Origin of the sequence: Kitasatospora sp. NRRL B-11411 (genome assembly GCF_000721345.1) — a bacterium.
GTDB lineage: Bacteria > Actinomycetota > Actinomycetes > Streptomycetales > Streptomycetaceae > Kitasatospora > Kitasatospora cineracea.
The window spans coordinates 1-16176 of the sequence record NZ_JOGH01000148.1 but is presented as its reverse complement, the minus strand read 5'-3'; the positions used below and the strand labels follow the sequence as shown (position 1 = coordinate 16176).

The window sequence follows — 16176 nt, the reverse complement described above, 5'->3', positions numbered from 1 at the left end:
GGGGTGCGGGGGCGCGGGGGCGCGGGGGTGCTACCAGCCGGTGTTGCCGGTGCCGCGCTGGACGGTGAAGCCGCCGGTGACGTTCAGCGGCGCGTCGGCGGTGCCGCTGATCCGGGTGTTGGCGAAGGTGCCCTGCCCGCCGGCGTTGACCTCGATGCCGTGGTGGCCGGTCCGGTCGATGACCAGTCCGTCGACGCGCAGGTCGGCGACCTGCTTCTGCCAGGAGAGCAGCAGCGCGCTGTAGGTGGAGTCCTGGACGGTGTTGTCGTTCAGGACGACGGGCCGGGTGAGGTCGCTCTGGTCGGCGTAGATCCAGATCGCGCCGAGCCGGGAGTTCCAGTTGACCTCGAGGCTGCCGGTGCGGCGCAGCAGGTTGCCGGAGACGGTGGTGGTGCCGGTGAAGGGCTGGCCGAAGCGGCTGGAGACGGTGATGCCGGCGCCCGCGGTGACGGTGTCGGAGATCAGGTTGTCCTCGACGCTGTTGCCGCTGCCGCCGTAGACGGCGGCGCCGTTGGCGAGAGTGGGCAGTTGCACGGTGTTGTGGCGGAAGGCGCTGTTGGTGACGGCGGCGCCGTCGGACCACATGGCGAGGGCGTCGTCGCCGGTGCCGCGGATGCTGCTGTCGGAGACCACGGTGCTGTCGACGGCGCCGTGCAGGTTGACGCCGTCGGCGTAGGTGTCGCGGATGCGCAGGCCGGTGGCCTGCAGCCCCTTGGTGGGGGCGTTGATCCACAGGCCGACCTTGGTGTGCCGGATCCAGACGTTCCGGATGACGGATCCGGTGCCGAAGTCGCCCTCGATGCCGGCCTGCCCGTTGGCGTCGTCGCGGACGGTGTTCTGGCCGTCGATCGCCAGGTCCTCGACGGTGCTGGTGCCGCCGGTCCCGTACAGGCCGCCCTTGAGGCCGGTGCCGCGCAGCACGGTGTACCAGACGCCCGCGCCGCGCAGCTTCACGCCGGACAGGTCGACGTGGTCGGAGACGACGTAGGTGCCGGCCGGCAGGAACAGGCCCTGGCCCTGGTTCCTGGCCGTGGTGAGCGCGCTGTTGAGGGCCGCGGTGACGTCCTGGGTTCCGGGGGTGACGCCGAGGTCGGCGGCGGAGACGTACCCGGCGGGCAGGGTGCCGGCGGCGCCGGTCTGTTCGGCCTCGACCAGGTCGAGGGTGTAGGAGGCGGCGGTGTCCGCGGCGTCCTTCTGGAAGCGCAGCACGGTGCCCGCGGGCAGGGTGCGGCCGAGGGTGGCGCGGGTCTCGTCGAAGAAGCGGTGCGGCTGCCCGTCGGCGGGGTTGTTGGTGTACGGGTAGGCCCCGTAGACCCAGGCGTAACGGGACGTCAGGTGCAGGCTGCCCAGGGCCTGGCCGTCGGCGTAGGCACTGAGGGTGGCGTCCTGGCCGGTGCCGTCGGCGCTGTCGGGGAGGGAGTAGCGCAGGTTGATCGCGTCGGCGGGGGCGGTGAGCGTGATCTCGACGTACTGGCCGGTCCGGGTCAGTTCGACGGCGCTGCGGCCGGAGGCTTCGGAGGCGACGGCGAGGTAGGTGCGGTCGGGGGTGAGGACGGTGCCGTTGGTGGTTCCGGCCTCGGCCTCGTAGCCGGTGTAGGGGAGGTCGGCGCCCGGGGTGCCCGGGTCGGTGGGCGCGGTGCTGCCGGCGGGGGTGGTGGGGGTGAGGCTGTCGAGGTTGACGTTGCCGCTGTCGGCGGTGGTGAAGGCCAGGGCGAGGGTGTTGCTGCCCGCGGCGTAGGTGACGGGCTGCCGGACGGTCGCCCAGGTGTCCCAGTTCGCGGTGGCGGGCAGCGTGACCTGCCCGGCCGCGGCGCCGTTGACCAGCAGGGTGAGCGTCTTGGCGGAGCCGGTGCCGTTGGCGTACCGGATGTCGGCCGTTCCGCTGCCCGCGGTGGCGGAGGTGACGGCGAAGGCGGTCCTCGCGGTGCCCTTGTTGCCGTCGGTGTAGCCGCCCACGAAGCCGGTACCGGTGTACCCGGCGTGGTCGGCGGCCACGGCGGCGCCGCCGGAGAGCGCGGCGGACTCGGCCTCCAGCGTGCCGCCCGGCGTGGGGGTGCCGGTGGTACCGGTGGTGGCGGTCAGGTTGTCGAGGTTGACGTTGCCGCTGTCGGCGGCGGTGAACGCGTAGGCGACGGTGTTGGCACCGGAGTTGAGGGTGACGTCCTGCCGGACGGTCGCCCAGGTGTCCCAGTTCGCGGTGGCGGGCAGCGTGACCTGCCCGGCGGCGACGCCGTTGACCAGCAGGGTGAGCGTCTTGGCGGAGCCGGTGCCGTTGGCGTACCGGACCGCGAGGCTGGCGGTTCCGGCGGTGGCGGCCTGCACGGTGAAGGAGGTCTTCGCCGCGCCCTTGTTGCCGTCGGTGAAGCCGCCGACGAAGCCGGTGCCGGTGTACCCGGCGTGGTCGGCGGCCACGGCGGCGCCGCCGGTGTTGGCGGCGGACTCGGCCTCCAGGACGACGGAGGCGGCCCGGGCGGTACCGGGGGCGAGCGTCCACAGGGTGAGGCCGGCGAGGAGCGCGACGGCCGCGGCGAGGGCGGCGGGCTTGGCGGTCCTGGTGGTCCTGGCGGTCGTGGTGGTGGTCGAGCGGCTGCTTCGGCCGGCGCCGGGTCGGTGGGGGTGCGGTGCCGCCCCCGGGAGGTCGGCACCGGGGACGGCGGCCCGCGCGCGGGCGGCGGTCCAGGAACTGACGATCCATCAGTTCTCTTCTACTGCACGGCGGTTCAGCCCTTGAGGCTGCCGGCGGTCAGTCCCGCCATGATGTGGCGCTGGAACAGCAGGAAGATCACCAGCAGCGGGACGGCGGCCATCGCCATGCCGGCCAGCAGCTGGTTGGCGGGCATGTCGTTGGCGAGGGTGTTGAGGGCGACGGTGATCGGCTGGCCCTTGGGGTCGGGCAGCGTCAGCATCGGCCACAGGAAGTCCTTCCAGACGCCGACCACCGCGAAGACGGACACCACGGCGAGGACCGGCCGGGCCAGCGGCAGCACCACGTGCAGCAGGATCCGCACCGGCCCGGCGCCGTCGATCCGGGCGGCGTCGATCAGTTCCTCCGGGATCTGGTCGAAGAACCGCTTCAGCACGAAGATGTTGAAGGCGTTGGCGCAGGCGGGCAGCCAGATCGCGAACGGCGTGTTGATCAGGTTGACGTGGATCAGCGGGACGTCCACCACCGTCAGGTAGGTGGGCACCAGCAGCGCGGAGACCGGCAGCATCAGGGTGGCCAGCATCATCGCCAGCACGACGTTGCCCAGCACCGGCCGCAGCTTGGACAGCGCGTAGGCGGCGCAGACGTCCACCACCAGCTGGCAGACCAGCGCACCGGCGGCCAGCAGCAGGGTGTTGAGGAAGTAGCGGCCCAGTCCGGTGCTGCTCCACGCCTGGCTGTAGCTCTCGGGGTGGAAGCTGTGCGGGAGCAGCGTCGGGTGCGGGTCGGCGAGTTCGGCGGAGGACTTCAGCGCGCCGGAGACCAGCCAGTACAGCGGGAAGACGAACGCGGCGGTGAAGGTGACCAGGACGGTGCCCAGCACGGTCCGGTAGAGCAGGCGTCCGAGCGGCCGGTCGAGCTCGGCGGGGGCGACGAGGGTGCGGGCGGCGGATTCGGCGGTGGCCATGGCGGGTTCCTCTCAGCCCTTGGAGCGGGTCAGGCGCAGGTAGAGGCCGGCGAAGGCGCCGAGGACGACGAACAGGACGGTGCTCATCGCGCTGGCCAGACCGAAGTCGTTGTAGACGAAGGCGTAGCGGTAGAGCAGCAGCAGGACGGTGACGGTGGCGTCGTTCGGTCCGCCGCCGGTCAGCACGAAGGGTTCGATGAACACCTGCATGGTGCCGATGACCTGGAGCAGCAGCGTGATCAGCAGGATGAAGCGCATCTGCGGGATCGTCACGTGCCACAGCCGCTGCCGGATCGAGGCGCCGTCGAGCTGCGCGGCCTCGTACAGTTCGCCGGGCACGCCCTGGAGCGCGGCGAGGTAGATCAGCGTGGTGGTGCCCATGTTGGCCCAGGTGGAGACCAGGACCAGGGACAGCATCGAGAGGTTCTCCGACTCCAGCCACTGCTGCGGGGGCAGGTGCAGGATTCCCAGCGCGTGGTTGAACAGGCCCGGGCCCGGGTCGTAGAACCAGCGCCACAGCAGGACGGTGACGATCGGGGGCAGCATGACCGGCAGGTAGACGGTCATCCGCAGGTAGGCCCGGCCGTGGCGCAGCTCGTTGAGGACGACGGCGGTGACGAACGGCGCGGCGAAGCCGAACACCAGGGCCAGCGCGGTGAACCACAGGGTGTTGCGCCAGGCGGTGAGGAACAGCGGGTCGTCGAACAGGCGCTGGAAGTTGTCCAGGCCGACCCAGGTCGCGGGCTGCGCGAAGTCGACCTGCTGGAAGCTCAGCAGGAACCCGCGGACGATCGGGTACCAGGAGAACAGCGCGAAGGCGAGGATGCCGGCGCCGAGGAACAGGTACCCGACGAGGTTGTCGGCGACGCGGCGGCGCAGTCCCGCCCGGCGCGGGGAGGAGGGCGGGGACGGTGCGGGGTCGGCGGCGGGCCGCCGCTGGGCGCGGCGCGGGGCGCCGACGGTGTCGACCTTCATGGCTGGTGGCTTTCGGCTCGGGCGGGACCGGGAGGACGGACCGAGGACGGGCAGAGGACGGGAGGACGGGAGGAGGACGGTCGGGGTGCGGCCGGCCGCGGCGGGGGCGTGCGGCCGGCCGCGCCCCGGGCTCACTGCGCGGTGGCGAGGATGGTGTCGACCTTCTTCTGCGCGTCCTTCAGCAGCTCGTCGACGTTCGCGTCCTGCTTGGTCAGCACGGCCTGCATCACGCCGTCCAGCACGGTGTAGATCTGCTGCGCGTTCGGCGGCTCGACCTTGACCTTCACCTCCGCGGAGCGGTCCACGAAGGGCTGGTAGTTCCGCTGCGGGACGTTGGCGTACTTGGCGTGCACGGCCTTGACCGTCTCGCCGCTCTTCCCGTCGAACAGGTCGGGCTGGGGCAGGCCGATCGGGATGTCGGAGCCGGCCGACTTCTTGTCGGTCTCCTCCTGGCGGTCCGGGTTCAGGTACTTCCACTGGACCCAGGCCAGGCCGGCCTTGATCTTCGCCGGGGTGTCCTTCGGGTTGAACATGAAGCCGTCGCCGCCGCCGAGCGTCGCGGTGCCGGGCATCGCGGCCAGCCCGTACTCGTCGTACTTGCGCTCGAACTGCTTGACGATGGTGGGGATGTTGTCGGGGCCGGCGAGGTACATGCCGAGCTTGCCCGCGCCCATCATCTTCTGGACGTCGGGGATCTCCAGCAGTTGGCGGCTGCCCATGCTGTCGTCGGTCCACCGCATGTCGTGCAGGTACTGCAGCGCCTTGTGTCCCGCGTCGGAGTCGACGGCGGCCTTCCACTTGCCCGAGCCGTCCTGGGTGGCGACCTCGCCGCCCAGCGAGTAGATCCAGGAGGTCAGGTGCCAGCCGCCCTGGTTGTTCTTGGAGAAGTCGGCGTAGCCGGTGGTGCCGTCGCCGAGCGCGGTGATCTTCTGCGCGGCGGTGCGGACCTCGTCCCAGGTGGTCGGCGGCTTGTCCGGGTCCAGCCCGGCCCTGGTGAACAGCTCGCGGTTGTAGACCAGGCCCATCGAGTAGTTGCCGGTGGGCAGGCCGTAGACCTTACCGTCCTTGCCCGTGAAGACCCGCTGCAGCTCGGGCTTGACGTCGGCGAGCGCGGGGACGTCCTTCAGGTACGGGGTGATGTCGGCGGCCTGGTGACGCTGGATCAGGCCCGCGGGGTCGGTGAAGTAGACGTAGTAGACGTCCTCCAGCTGCCCGCCCGCGAGCTTGGCGGCGAAGGTCTTCGGGTCCATCAGGCCCTCGTGGGCGTCGATCCTGATGTTCGGGTGGCTCGCCTCGAACGCCTTGACGTCGTCCTCGAAGTTCTTGCGGTCCACGGTCTGGGTGGCCGGGGGGAGGCCGTTGACCGAGATGGTGACCACACCGCCGGTGTCACCCGAGCCGCTGCCGCTGCTGCCGCAGGCGGCGGCCGCGAGGGCGGTGGCCGTGGCCAGCGCCACGGCGGAGACACGGCGAATTCTGTTGCTGCCCATGCTGATTCGGACCTTCCGTGGGACCTGCAACCGCTTGCGCCGGGGTGGACGAACGCGCAAGCGGCTTGACGGATGAGGAGGCCCGGCTGGTTGCCTCGGGCGCTCGTCGATGACCCGAACACTGACATCGTGAACGCAAAGAGTCAACAGCTTGACGCAATATCCTTGCGTGCCGCCCGGTTTCGTGACCTACTTCCCGGTAGAGATCACTGCGCGTGCCGGAGCGGTCGACCCGCGCACGATCAGCTCGGGCTCGAACAGCACCTCCCCGGCGGGCACTTGGCGACCCTCGATCTGGTCGACCAGGGCCTTTGCCGCCGCGGCGGCCATCACGGCGGTCGGCTGGCGCACCGTGGTCAGCGGCGGATCGGTGGCAATCATGTACGGAGAGTCGTCGAACCCGACCACCGAGACGTCGTCCGGCACCACCAGGCCCTCGCGCCGCAGCCGCCGCACCGCGCCCAGCGCCAGCGCGTCGCTCGCGCACACCACCGCGCTCGCCCCGGCCCCCACCAGCCTGGGCACGGCCGCCGCTCCGCCGTCCATCGAGAACATCGCGTGGGCCACCAGCCGACCCAGCTCCCCCTCCCGCCCGCGCCGGCGCAGGTGCCGGGCGAACGCCTCGAGTTTGCGTACGGACGGCACGTGTCCGGCCGGGCCGAGCAGCAGTCCGATCCGCTCGTGCCCGAGCGCCTCCAGGTGGGCCAGCGCCTGCTCGACGGCGGCCTCGTCGTCGACCGAGACCAGCGACGAACCCCGGTGCCCGTCGGCCGCGTTGATCAGCACCACCGGCACCTCGCGCTCGCGCAGCGCCCGCCCCTGCTCGGGCCCGGCGTCCGCGTAGCTGGCCCCCACGAACACGATGCCGGCGACGTTCTGCCGCAGCAGCATCTCGATGTAGTTCGCCTCCGAGACGCCGTCGGCGGTGCGGGTGCACAGCACCGGCATCAGCCCCTGCTTGCTCAGCGCCCCCGCCAGCACCTCGCAGAACGCCGGGAAGACGGGATTCTGCAGGTCGGGGACGACCAGGCCGACCAGCGGCGCCCGCTCCGAACGGAAGCCGGCGGGCCGCTCCAGGCCCATCACGTCCAGCGCCGTCAGCACCGCCTCGCGCGTCTCCCGCGACACCCCCGGCCGGTTGCGCAGCACCCGGCTCACCGTCACCGTGCTCACGCCGGCGAACCGGGCCACCTCGTCCAGCTTCTTCTTCATGTCCGAAGGCTACTGTCTGTTCTGCAAAAAAACGACTGTTCCATGAAAATCAACGAAAGCGGGAGTCGCCGGACCGGTCGACCGGATGGTCTGTAAGGACTCTTGACAGTCCTGCGGCCCGGACCACGACTATTGGTCCGGACCAGTGCCCCTCGAAGGCCGAAGTCCGTTACCTCCCCCCACAGTTGAAGGGAGCGCGGTCCATGACAGGACCCGTTCGCAGACCATTCCGAGCCCTGCTCGCCGGAGTCCTCGGCGTCACCGCCCTGGCCGGTCTCACCCTGACCGGCTCGGGCACCGCCAGCGCGGCGGGCACCCCACTGCCCGCCCAGGTCTTCGCCCCGTACGTCGACGCCCGGACGACCGGCGACAGCCTGTCCACCCTCTCCACGCGGTCCGGCAACAAGTTCGTGACGCTGGGCCCCATCCAGGCCGCCGCCAAGGGCTCCTGCACGCCGTACTGGAACGGCGACACCAGCACCCCGGCCTTCCGGGTCGACCGGGCGCCGAGGTTCACCGACGACATCAGCTACCTCCGGGCGGGCGGCGGCGACGCCGTCCTGTCCTTCGGCGGGCCCGCGGCCGACCGCGCCGGCACCGAGATCGCCGACAGCTGCACCGATGTCGGGGCGATCGCCATGGCCTTCCAGAACGTCGTCCTGTCGTACGGCGTCAGCCGGATCGACCTGGACGTCGAGGGCGACTCGCTGACCGACTCGGCCGGCATCGACCGCCGCAACAAGGCGGTCAAGCTGACCGAGGACTGGGCCGCGTCCGTCGGCCGCCCCCTCCAGTTCTCGTACACCCTGCCGGCCACCCCCGCGGGCCTGACCCCCGGCGGCCTGGCGGTGCTGCAGAACGCGCTGTGCAACGGCGCCCGGGTCGACGTCGTCAACCTGCTGACGTTCGACTACCGCGACGGCCCCCGGCACGACATGGCCGCCGACACCCGGAGCTCCGCGCAGGGCCTGCACGACCAGCTGCAGCAGCTGTACCCGTCCAGGACCGACGCGCAGCTGTGGGGCTCGATCGGGATCACCGAGATGATCGGCGTCGACCACTACGGCCCGGAGGAGACGTTCAGCACCGCCGACGCCGCCGCCGTGGAGAGCTGGGCGGCGGGCAAGGGCGTCAACACCCTGTCGTTCCGGTCGCTGCAGCGCGACAACGGCGACTGCCCGGGCACGGCCGGGTCGGACTCCTGCTCGGGCACCGCGCAGAGCGCCTGGCAGTTCAGCAGGGCCTTCCAGCCGTTCACCAACCCCCCGCCCGTCTACCACTCCCCGTCGCCCTCGTCGCCCTCGTCCCCCTTCCCCTCGGTCACCGACGAGGGGCCCAGCTTCCTCATGCACCTGAGCCAGGACGCGGGCAGCGTGGTCGCCGGATCCTCGGTGACCACCACGGTGAGCGCGGCGGTCAACCACGCCCAGGTGGAGTACGTGACGGTCGGGGTCAGCGGCACCCCGGCGGGGGTCACCGCCTCGGTCGACCCCGCCGTGGTCTTCACCAGCTATCCGGGCAACCAGAGCGACTCGGCCGCCACCCTGTCGCTGGCGACCACGTCCGCGACCGTCCCCGGCACCTACAAGCTGACGGTGACCGGGCGGGGCAACTCGTTCCGGGCCGACATCACCTACACCCTCACCGTGGTGAGCCCCGTCCCCCCGCCGCCCTGCGCCGCCGCCGCCTGGAACCCCGCGCGGGTCTACACCAACGGCGACGCCGTCTCGTGGACGGGCCACAACTGGCAGGCCAAGTGGTGGACGCAGGGCGAGCAGCCCGGGACCACCGGTGAGTGGGGCGCCTGGAAGGACCTCGGCGCCCACTACTGAGCCACCGGGCCCGAACCCGCCGGCCCGGTGCGCGGGCGGCCGTTCCCGAGCCTCGCCGGGGCCGGAGCAAGGACCGGGGCCGGCGAGGGGGTTACGCACTCCATCCGGGGGACGCCGCGAGGTCACGCGGTCTCCCCCGGGCAAGCGAAATCCCGACTCCAGGCGGCGCAGAGCGGCGGTGGCGCCGGGTCGGCGGGGGCGGGGCGTCGCCTTGCATGTGCCGCATGTCAACACTTCGACACGGGCGTCACCGCACGCTCCGGTCCGACTTCCCGCTGCCCCGGGCCCGGCGCCCGAAGCCGACCCCGGACGCGGGCCTGGAGCCGGTCGCGGAACCGGCCCCGGGACCGGCGGCGGTCCCGTCCCGCTCCGGGCGGGCCCGGCTCCGGCGGGAGTCGGGCCGGACCCTGCGGTGGGTGCGGCAGACCTGTGCGCCCAAGGGGCGGCCCGCCGTCTCCCCGGCGGTGTGGCGGTCGGCGCTGGCGGTGACCGCCCCGGCCGGGGTCGGGCTGGGGGTGGGGCGGCCCGCGGAGGGGGTGATGGTGGCGATGGGGGCGCTGTCGGCGGTGCTGACCGATGTGGCGGCCGCCTACCGGCACCGGGCGATCACCATGCTGCTGCCCCAACTGCTGGGCGCGGCCGGGGCGTTCGCCATGCTGGCGGCGGAGGGGCGGTGGTTCGCGCCGGGCGTGCTGCCCGCGCTGGGGGTGGTGGCGGGGGTGCTGGCCGCGCTGGGGGTGGAGGGGTCACTGGGCGCGATGATCCTGCTGATGGACGCCGAGGTGGCGATGGACCTGCCGCTGCCGGGGCCGCTCTGGTGGCCGCCGGCGCTGATGCTGCTGGGCGGGCTGTCGGTGGTCGGGCTGGCGCTGGCCGGGCGGCCGTTCTTCCGGGGCCGGGCCGAACGGGCGCTGCTGGCGCAGTGCCTGACGGGGTGTGCGGCGGTGCTGGCGCCGGACGCGGCGGGCCCGGCCGGGACGGCGCGGCGGCGGGCGCTGCACGACGTGCTGGAGCGGGCCCGGCACACCGGTTCGGTGGGGGGCAGCGTGCTGCTGGCCCGGCACCTGCCGGGCCTGCTGGCGCTGGCCGAGACGGCGTCCTCGGCGGGGGCCCGGGGGCTGGTGGCCGATCCGGCGCTGGTCGGCCGGCTGCGGGCCGAGGCCGGCCGGGTGGCGGCGGGGCGGGCGGCGGCGAAGCGGGCGGCGGCGGGGCGTCCGGGCGCGGGCGGGGCGTGGCCACCGGGGAACGGCCCGTTGGACGCCCGGCTGGTCCGGGCGGCCCGCGCGGCGGTGGCGCCGGGCCCGGGGCCCACCGGGTCGGCCGGTCTGCGGGCCGGTCTGCGGGCCGGTCTGTCGGCCGGTCTGTCCCCGGGCCGGCGGCGGGCGGTGGTCCGGGCGGTGCTGGCGGATCCGCGGTCCTGGCTGGGCGGCCTGCGGGTGGGGGCGGCGCTGCTGCTGGCGGGGGCGGCGGCCGCGCACTGGGACCTGCGGCACCCGTACTGGGCGGTGCTGAACGTGACCTTCGTCTGCCGTCCGGAGGTCGGTCCGGTCACCGGGCGTGCGCTGGAACGGTTCTGCGGCACCGCGCTGGGACTGCTGGGCAGCGGGCTGGTACTGGCGCTGGTACTGGCCTGCGCCGGGCCGGACGGGGCGCTGCTGGCGGTGCTGGCGCTGGCGGCGGGGCTGGTCCCGGCGCTGTCCGGCACCGGCTACCTGTACCAGGCGGCGGCGCTGGCCACGGTGGTGCTGATGGCCACTCAGCTCGCGGGCGATCCGGGCCTGCCGCTGCTGCTGCCGAACCTGGCGTCCTGCGCGATCGGCTGCCTGGCCGCGGTGCTGGCCGGTGAGCTGTTCGGCCCGCGCCACCGGCACCCGGTGGTGGCCCGCCGACTGGCCGGCGCCGTCGAGCAGGCCGCCCTCGCGCTGACCCCGCGCCACCCCCGGACCGCGGCCCCGGCCCCGTACCGGCCGGGCGCCGCCGTCTCCGTCGCCACCGCCCCGCACCTGCAACTCGCGGCGGCCCGGGCCGAGTTCGAGCGGGTCCGGCGGGAGCCGCCGTGGCGGCAGGGGGCGACCGCGCGCTGGGCCGCGCTGATCGACGAGGTGGAGCGGACGGTGGACACCGCGCTCGCCCCGGCCGTCCCCGCCGACCACCGCCACTTCGACGCCACCCGCCACCACCTGCACCGGCTCGCCACCGACCTGCACCGGCTGGCGACCCGCCCCTGAGCCCCGCACCGCACCGCACTGCCCCTCGCCCCTCTGCCCGCAGCGAATCTGCGGCGGGCAGAGAACCCTTCGCCGGGGGCCGCCGGGAGCCGACAGTGGAGTCACCGACCCTCCGTCACCACCCACCGGGAGATCCGATGACTCCACCGCTCAGCGCCCTCCGCCCCCGGGCGGAGGACGGCGACACCCCGCCCAACCCGTTCGACGACCACCTGGCGGCGCTGCTGCTGGCCCGGCGGATCGTCCTGCTCGGCACCCAGGTCGACGACGTGTCGGCGAACCGGGTGTGCGCGCAGCTGCTGCTGCTCTCGGCCGAGGACCCGCGGGCCGACATCAGCCTGTACATCAACAGCCCGGGCGGTTCGGTCACGGCCGGGCTGGCGATCTACGACACCATGCGGCTGATCCCGAACGACGTCTCCACCCTGGCGATGGGGTTCGCGGCCAGCATGGGGCAGTTCCTGCTGACGGTGGGCGCGCCGGGCAAGCGGTTCGCGCTGCCGAACGCGCGGATCATGATGCACCAGCCGTCGGCGGGCATCGGCGGCACCGCGTCGGACATCGCCATCCAGGCGGAGAACCTGGAGTACACCAAGCAGGCCATCGAGCGGATCACCGCCGAGCACACCGGGCAGAGCCCGGAGACCATCGCCCGGGACGGCGACCGGGACCGCTGGTTCACCGCCGAGCAGGCCCGCGAGTACGGGATGGTGGACCAGGTGCTGGAGTCGCTGGCCGACATCGGCACGGCCGCGTCCCGTCGACGGGCGGGGCTGTGACATGGCCTCCTACCCGATTCCCTACGTGATCGAGCGGACCGCCCAGGGCGAGCGCTCCTACGACGTGTTCAGCCGGCTGCTGAACGAGCGGATCGTCTTCCTCGGCACCGAGATCGACGACGGCGTGGCCAACGTGGTGATCGCCCAGCTGCTGCACCTGGAGGCGGCGGCCCCCGAGCAGGAGATCGCCGTCTACCTCAACTCGCCCGGCGGGTCGTTCACTTCGCTGATGGCGATCTACGACGCGATGTCGTTCGTGCAGTGCCCGATCGCCACCTTCTGCGTCGGCCAGGCCGCCTCCACCGCGGCGGTCCTGCTGGCCGGCGGCGACCCGGGGCGGCGTTCGGTGCTGCGGCACGCCCGGGTGCTGCTCAGCCAGCCCGCCAGCGGCGGGCAGCGCGGCACCGTCTCCGACCTCAGCCTGGCCGCCAAGGAGGTGCTCCGGATCCGCTCCCAGGTCGAGGAGGTGCTCTCCCGGCACACCGGCCACCCGGTGGCCGCGCTGCGCGCCGACCTGGACCGCGAGAAGGTGTTCAGCGCCGAGGAGGCCGTCGCCTACGGCCTCGCCGACCGGGTCCTGAACAGCCGCGTCCCCGCCCCCTGAGCCCCTCGTCCCCCCGTGCCGGTGCGAGCCCGCCCCCTTCCGTCCGAAGGGGGCGGGCGCGCACCGGCGGGTACGGGTGTGGCGGGTACGGGTGTCCGACGCTCAGGCCGCCAGGCAGAGCCCGCCGTAGCGGCCGGCGGTCGCGGTCCGGCCGCGGCCGGCCGTGCTGTGCACCGCGACCAGTTCCCGCTGCACCAGCGAGAGCACGTCCCCGAGGCCCAGCCCGAGCGCCCGGGCGGCGGCGGCGAGCACCTCGGAGGAGGCTTCCTTGCGGCCGCGTTCCAGCTCCGACAGGTAGGGCACCGAGATCCGGGCGGCCTCCGCGACGTCCTTCAACGTCCGTCCCTGGGTGAGGCGTTCGCGCCGCAGCACCCCGCCCACCACGTCCCGCAGCAGCGGCTCCCTGGGCTCCGGCACGGGCGGCGGGGCCTGCTGCGGGCGCAGCGGAACGACACGGGCGGTCTGGGTGTCCGGCGCACGAGTTGTCATCCCCCAAGCCTAGGCACCGCACCCCGCCCGGAGGGCCCGCGCCGCTCTGCCCTCAGCAGAACCCCTCCCACCGGCTCCCCGGCCGGTCGGCCGCCGGGCCCCCCGCCCGGCGGCCGACCGGTCCGTCAACCTCCTTCCGTTCCAGGGGTGTCGGCCGGTGCTACGGCACGGCCAGCAGGCACAGCAGCGAGCAGGCGACCGCCGCGGACGGCGCCGTGGTGGTCGGGACGGTCCCGGCGGGCGCGTTCGCCGCGACGAAACTGGCGGACGCGGTGTTCTTCACCGGCAGGGCCAGCAGCAGCGAGTCGCAGTAGACCTGGCGGCTGCTCCCGGCGGCCAGCGCGAACGTCCCGGCGGCGCTGCGGCAGGCGGGCGTGCTGGGGTCGTTGACGGTGACGGTGGCGGCGTCGACCGGGCCCGCGTTGGTGACGGTGATCCGCCAGTGCGCGGTGCCGAGCAGTCCGAGCAGTCCGACGGGGCTGGTCTTGGCCCAGGGTCCGGGTCCGCCGGGGGCGCAGTCGTGCGGGTTGAGGGAGCCGCAGATCTCCTTCTCGACGCTGACCTTCGGCTGGCAGCCGGTGCCGGGCGCGACGGGGGCGGTGACGGTGTTGGAGGTGAACGTGCCGGTGGTGTCGGTGCCGGTGGCGGTGTTGCTGACCGAGGTGGTGGTGCAGCTCGCGGCGACCGTGGTGCGGAAGCAGATCTGCGGCGCGTCGCCCCGGTACTCGACGACCAGCATGGGGTGGTTGGTGGCGGTGAAGTCCCCGGTGGTGGTGAGCACGAGTTGCGCGGTGACGGTGAGCGCGGGGTGCGCCGCGGGGTCGACGCCGGAGAGGTCGACGGTGCCGTCGGGGGCGAGGCCGGGGGTGCTGACGGGCGTGCCGTCGGGGTCGGTGACCAGGACCCGGGAGGCGCTCAGGTCGAGGTGGGTGAGGTCGAGGTCGGTGAGCCGGGCCCGGGTGTAGGCCTGGACGTGGCCGCTGCCGCCGTCGCAGTAGAAGGAGGCGGGTTTGAGGGTGACGGTGGCGCCGCTGTGCATGCAGGGGCTGGCGGCGGTGGCCGGGTCCATCGAGAACAGGATTCCGGCGTCGCCGAGTCCGATCAGGCAGCGGGTGGTGCTGTCGTAGCTGTAGCCGTAGTCGCGGGTGGTGCCGCCGTTGGCGCTGGGGTGGGTGGCGGGCAGCGGGAAGCCGGCGCAGGGGGCGGCGGCCGTCCAGTCGTAGCAGAGGGTGACGCCGCTGCCGCCGCTGCCGCCCCAGGCCGGGAAGTAGCTGCGGGTGCCGCTGTCGGTGACGACGGTCTCGGGGTCGAAGGTGAGGGTGCCGCCGCTGAGGGTGCCGAGGATGCCGGGTGCGGTGAGCGGCGTGCCGTCGACGGCGTAGCAGGTGGTGAGGACGTTGGCGCCGCCGACGGTGCTGGTGCAGACGCCGTTGGGGTGGCCGGCGGTGTCGTAGGCGGTGAAGGCGTCGTAGGTGTAGTACGCGGCGCCGGGTCCGGCGGGGTGCGGGGTGCTCCAGCCGGCGCAGGTGGTGTTGGTGCTGGTGTCGAAGCAGCCGAGGGCGGGCGCTCCGGGGGTGGTGGAGCCGCTGCCCTGCGGGGCGGAGGAGGCGAAGACCTTGTCGCCGATGGCGGTCAGGCCGCCCTGGTAGAGGGCGCCGGGGGTGCCGGGCAGGTCGTGGTTGGCGGCGACGACCGGGGCGTAGGGCTGTCCGGCGCAGGGGGTGCGGCCGGGCAGGGCCATGCACAGCACCTGGCCGGTGCTGGCGACGGCGTACAGGTTGTCGCCGACCTTGGCCAGGCCGGCCAGGTTGTTGGCGCTGCTGGGGGAGGTGCCGTTGTTGGCGAGCGCGGTGAAGCCGCAGTTGGCGTGGGCGGCCAGGTCGAGGCAGCCGATGCCGACGCCGGTGGCGGTGTTGGCGGGGTAGTAGAGCAGGTTCGACTGCTGGGGGTCGATCACGTACTTGGTGGTCAGCGGGCTGCCGAGGTCGCCGGTGTTGCCGGTGCCGAGCGGTCCGGCGGCGGTGTTCAGCGGGCGCGGCCAGGGGCCGCCGGTACAGGGCTGGCCGGTGGTGAGGCTGCTGCACACCACCTTGGCGGCGGCGGGCGAGGCGTGGTGGTAGATGCTCCAGGCCTGCACCTCGCCGTTGGGCGTGCGGTACAGCACGGGGGTGTAGCCGTCGCCGCCGGTGGCCTGCGCGGTGGGCTGGACGGGGGCCAGCAGCAGCGGGGAGACCTCGGTGCCGCCGGCCCGGGCGACCGGGTTCTCGGCCCGGACGGCGACGGTGGCCGCGCCGGTGTCGGTGGGCCCGAAGGTGGTGCCGTCGGTGGACCAGGACGGCGTCCAGCCGGGCGGGACCTGCAGCGATCCGGGCAGGTAGCTCTGGCCCGCCCCGGCCCCGGCGATCGGGTCGGTGACGGTGGCGGGGGCGGCCGCGTCGCCGGGGGTCCGGTTGTCGTACTGCACGGTCCAGTTGAGGGTGTCGCCGTGTTCGGCGGTGGCGGCCCCGGGGTGGGTGGCGTTCTGCACGCTCTTCACCAGCGCGGAGCCCGAGCCGGTGTCGGCGGCGGTGGCGGTGTCGGCGGCGGCCCGACCGCTCGCGGGGACGAGGCCGCCCGGTCCGAGCAGCAGCAGGGCGGTGGTGAGCGCCGCGGCCAGGGCGGCGCGCAGCGGACGGGTCGGCCCGGGGGCCGGTTCGGGGTTCGGGTTCGGTTTCCGATGGGGCGGACGCTGGCTGTTCAGCACTGTTTCTCCACCTCGGCTCAGCAGCCGATCTGACGGACCGTCAGATCGCGCCGCCGCCAGGGTAGGGCGGGCGCGGGCCCGCACCGCGCCCGCTTTTCGTATTGGTCGCATCATGACCGGATATGACTGCTCACCCCCACCGCAACCGCCCAAAAAACCGAACACCGACCCCCACCCCGAAAACCCGCCCGAACCCGAGCCCCCCCACCGAAC

Annotated in this window: 11 protein-coding genes; 4 read left to right on the top strand and 7 right to left on the bottom strand. The window is 73.5% G+C overall.

What is annotated here, in order from left to right:
* Positions 1–30: 30 nt before the first annotated feature.
* The 5 genes from IH44_RS49250 to IH44_RS0135685 form a co-directional block, all read right to left on the bottom strand.
* On the bottom strand, positions 31–2451 hold the full coding sequence (locus IH44_RS49250) for a CBM35 domain-containing protein (protein WP_369795038.1): 2421 nt from the start codon (positions 2449–2451) through the stop codon (positions 31–33).
* A 269-nt stretch (positions 2452–2720) separates the two neighbouring features.
* Positions 2721–3611, bottom strand: coding sequence for a carbohydrate ABC transporter permease (locus IH44_RS0135700; RefSeq protein ID WP_030463987.1), 891 nt, complete (start codon positions 3609–3611; stop codon positions 2721–2723).
* A 12-nt stretch (positions 3612–3623) separates the two neighbouring features.
* Positions 3624–4586, bottom strand: coding sequence for a carbohydrate ABC transporter permease (locus IH44_RS0135695; protein ID WP_030463986.1), 963 nt, complete (start codon positions 4584–4586; stop codon positions 3624–3626).
* 131 nt (positions 4587–4717) lie between these two features.
* Positions 4718–6076, bottom strand: coding sequence for an extracellular solute-binding protein (locus IH44_RS0135690; protein WP_198545096.1), 1359 nt, complete (start codon positions 6074–6076; stop codon positions 4718–4720).
* Positions 6077–6265: 189 nt separating this feature from the next.
* Positions 6266–7288 (bottom strand): LacI family DNA-binding transcriptional regulator, encoded by a 1023-nt coding sequence (locus tag IH44_RS0135685; RefSeq protein WP_030463984.1) that lies wholly within the window; start codon positions 7286–7288, stop codon positions 6266–6268.
* A 203-nt stretch (positions 7289–7491) separates the two neighbouring features.
* Here IH44_RS0135685 and IH44_RS0135680 point away from each other — a divergent pair, with 203 nt between their 5' ends.
* From IH44_RS0135680 to IH44_RS0135660, 4 genes are all read left to right on the top strand, one after another.
* Entirely contained in the window at positions 7492–9120 is a 1629-nt protein-coding gene (locus IH44_RS0135680; protein WP_030463983.1) for a chitinase, read from the top strand.
* A 416-nt stretch (positions 9121–9536) separates the two neighbouring features.
* Entirely contained in the window at positions 9537–11348 is a 1812-nt protein-coding gene (locus tag IH44_RS0135670; RefSeq protein ID WP_030463981.1) for an FUSC family protein, read from the top strand.
* 137 nt (positions 11349–11485) lie between these two features.
* Entirely contained in the window at positions 11486–12127 is a 642-nt protein-coding gene (locus IH44_RS0135665) for a ClpP family protease (RefSeq protein ID WP_030463980.1), read from the top strand.
* A 1-nt stretch (position 12128) separates the two neighbouring features.
* On the top strand, positions 12129–12731 hold the full coding sequence (locus tag IH44_RS0135660) for a ClpP family protease (protein ID WP_030463979.1): 603 nt from the start codon (positions 12129–12131) through the stop codon (positions 12729–12731).
* A gap of 102 nt (positions 12732–12833) precedes the next feature.
* Here IH44_RS0135660 and IH44_RS0135655 read toward each other — a convergent pair whose 3' ends face one another.
* Positions 12834–13220, bottom strand: coding sequence for a helix-turn-helix domain-containing protein (locus tag IH44_RS0135655; protein ID WP_030463978.1), 387 nt, complete (start codon positions 13218–13220; stop codon positions 12834–12836).
* A gap of 160 nt (positions 13221–13380) precedes the next feature.
* On the bottom strand, positions 13381–15963 hold the full coding sequence (locus tag IH44_RS0135650) for a hypothetical protein (protein WP_232795217.1): 2583 nt from the start codon (positions 15961–15963) through the stop codon (positions 13381–13383).
* Between the last annotated feature and the right edge of the window lie 213 nt (positions 15964–16176).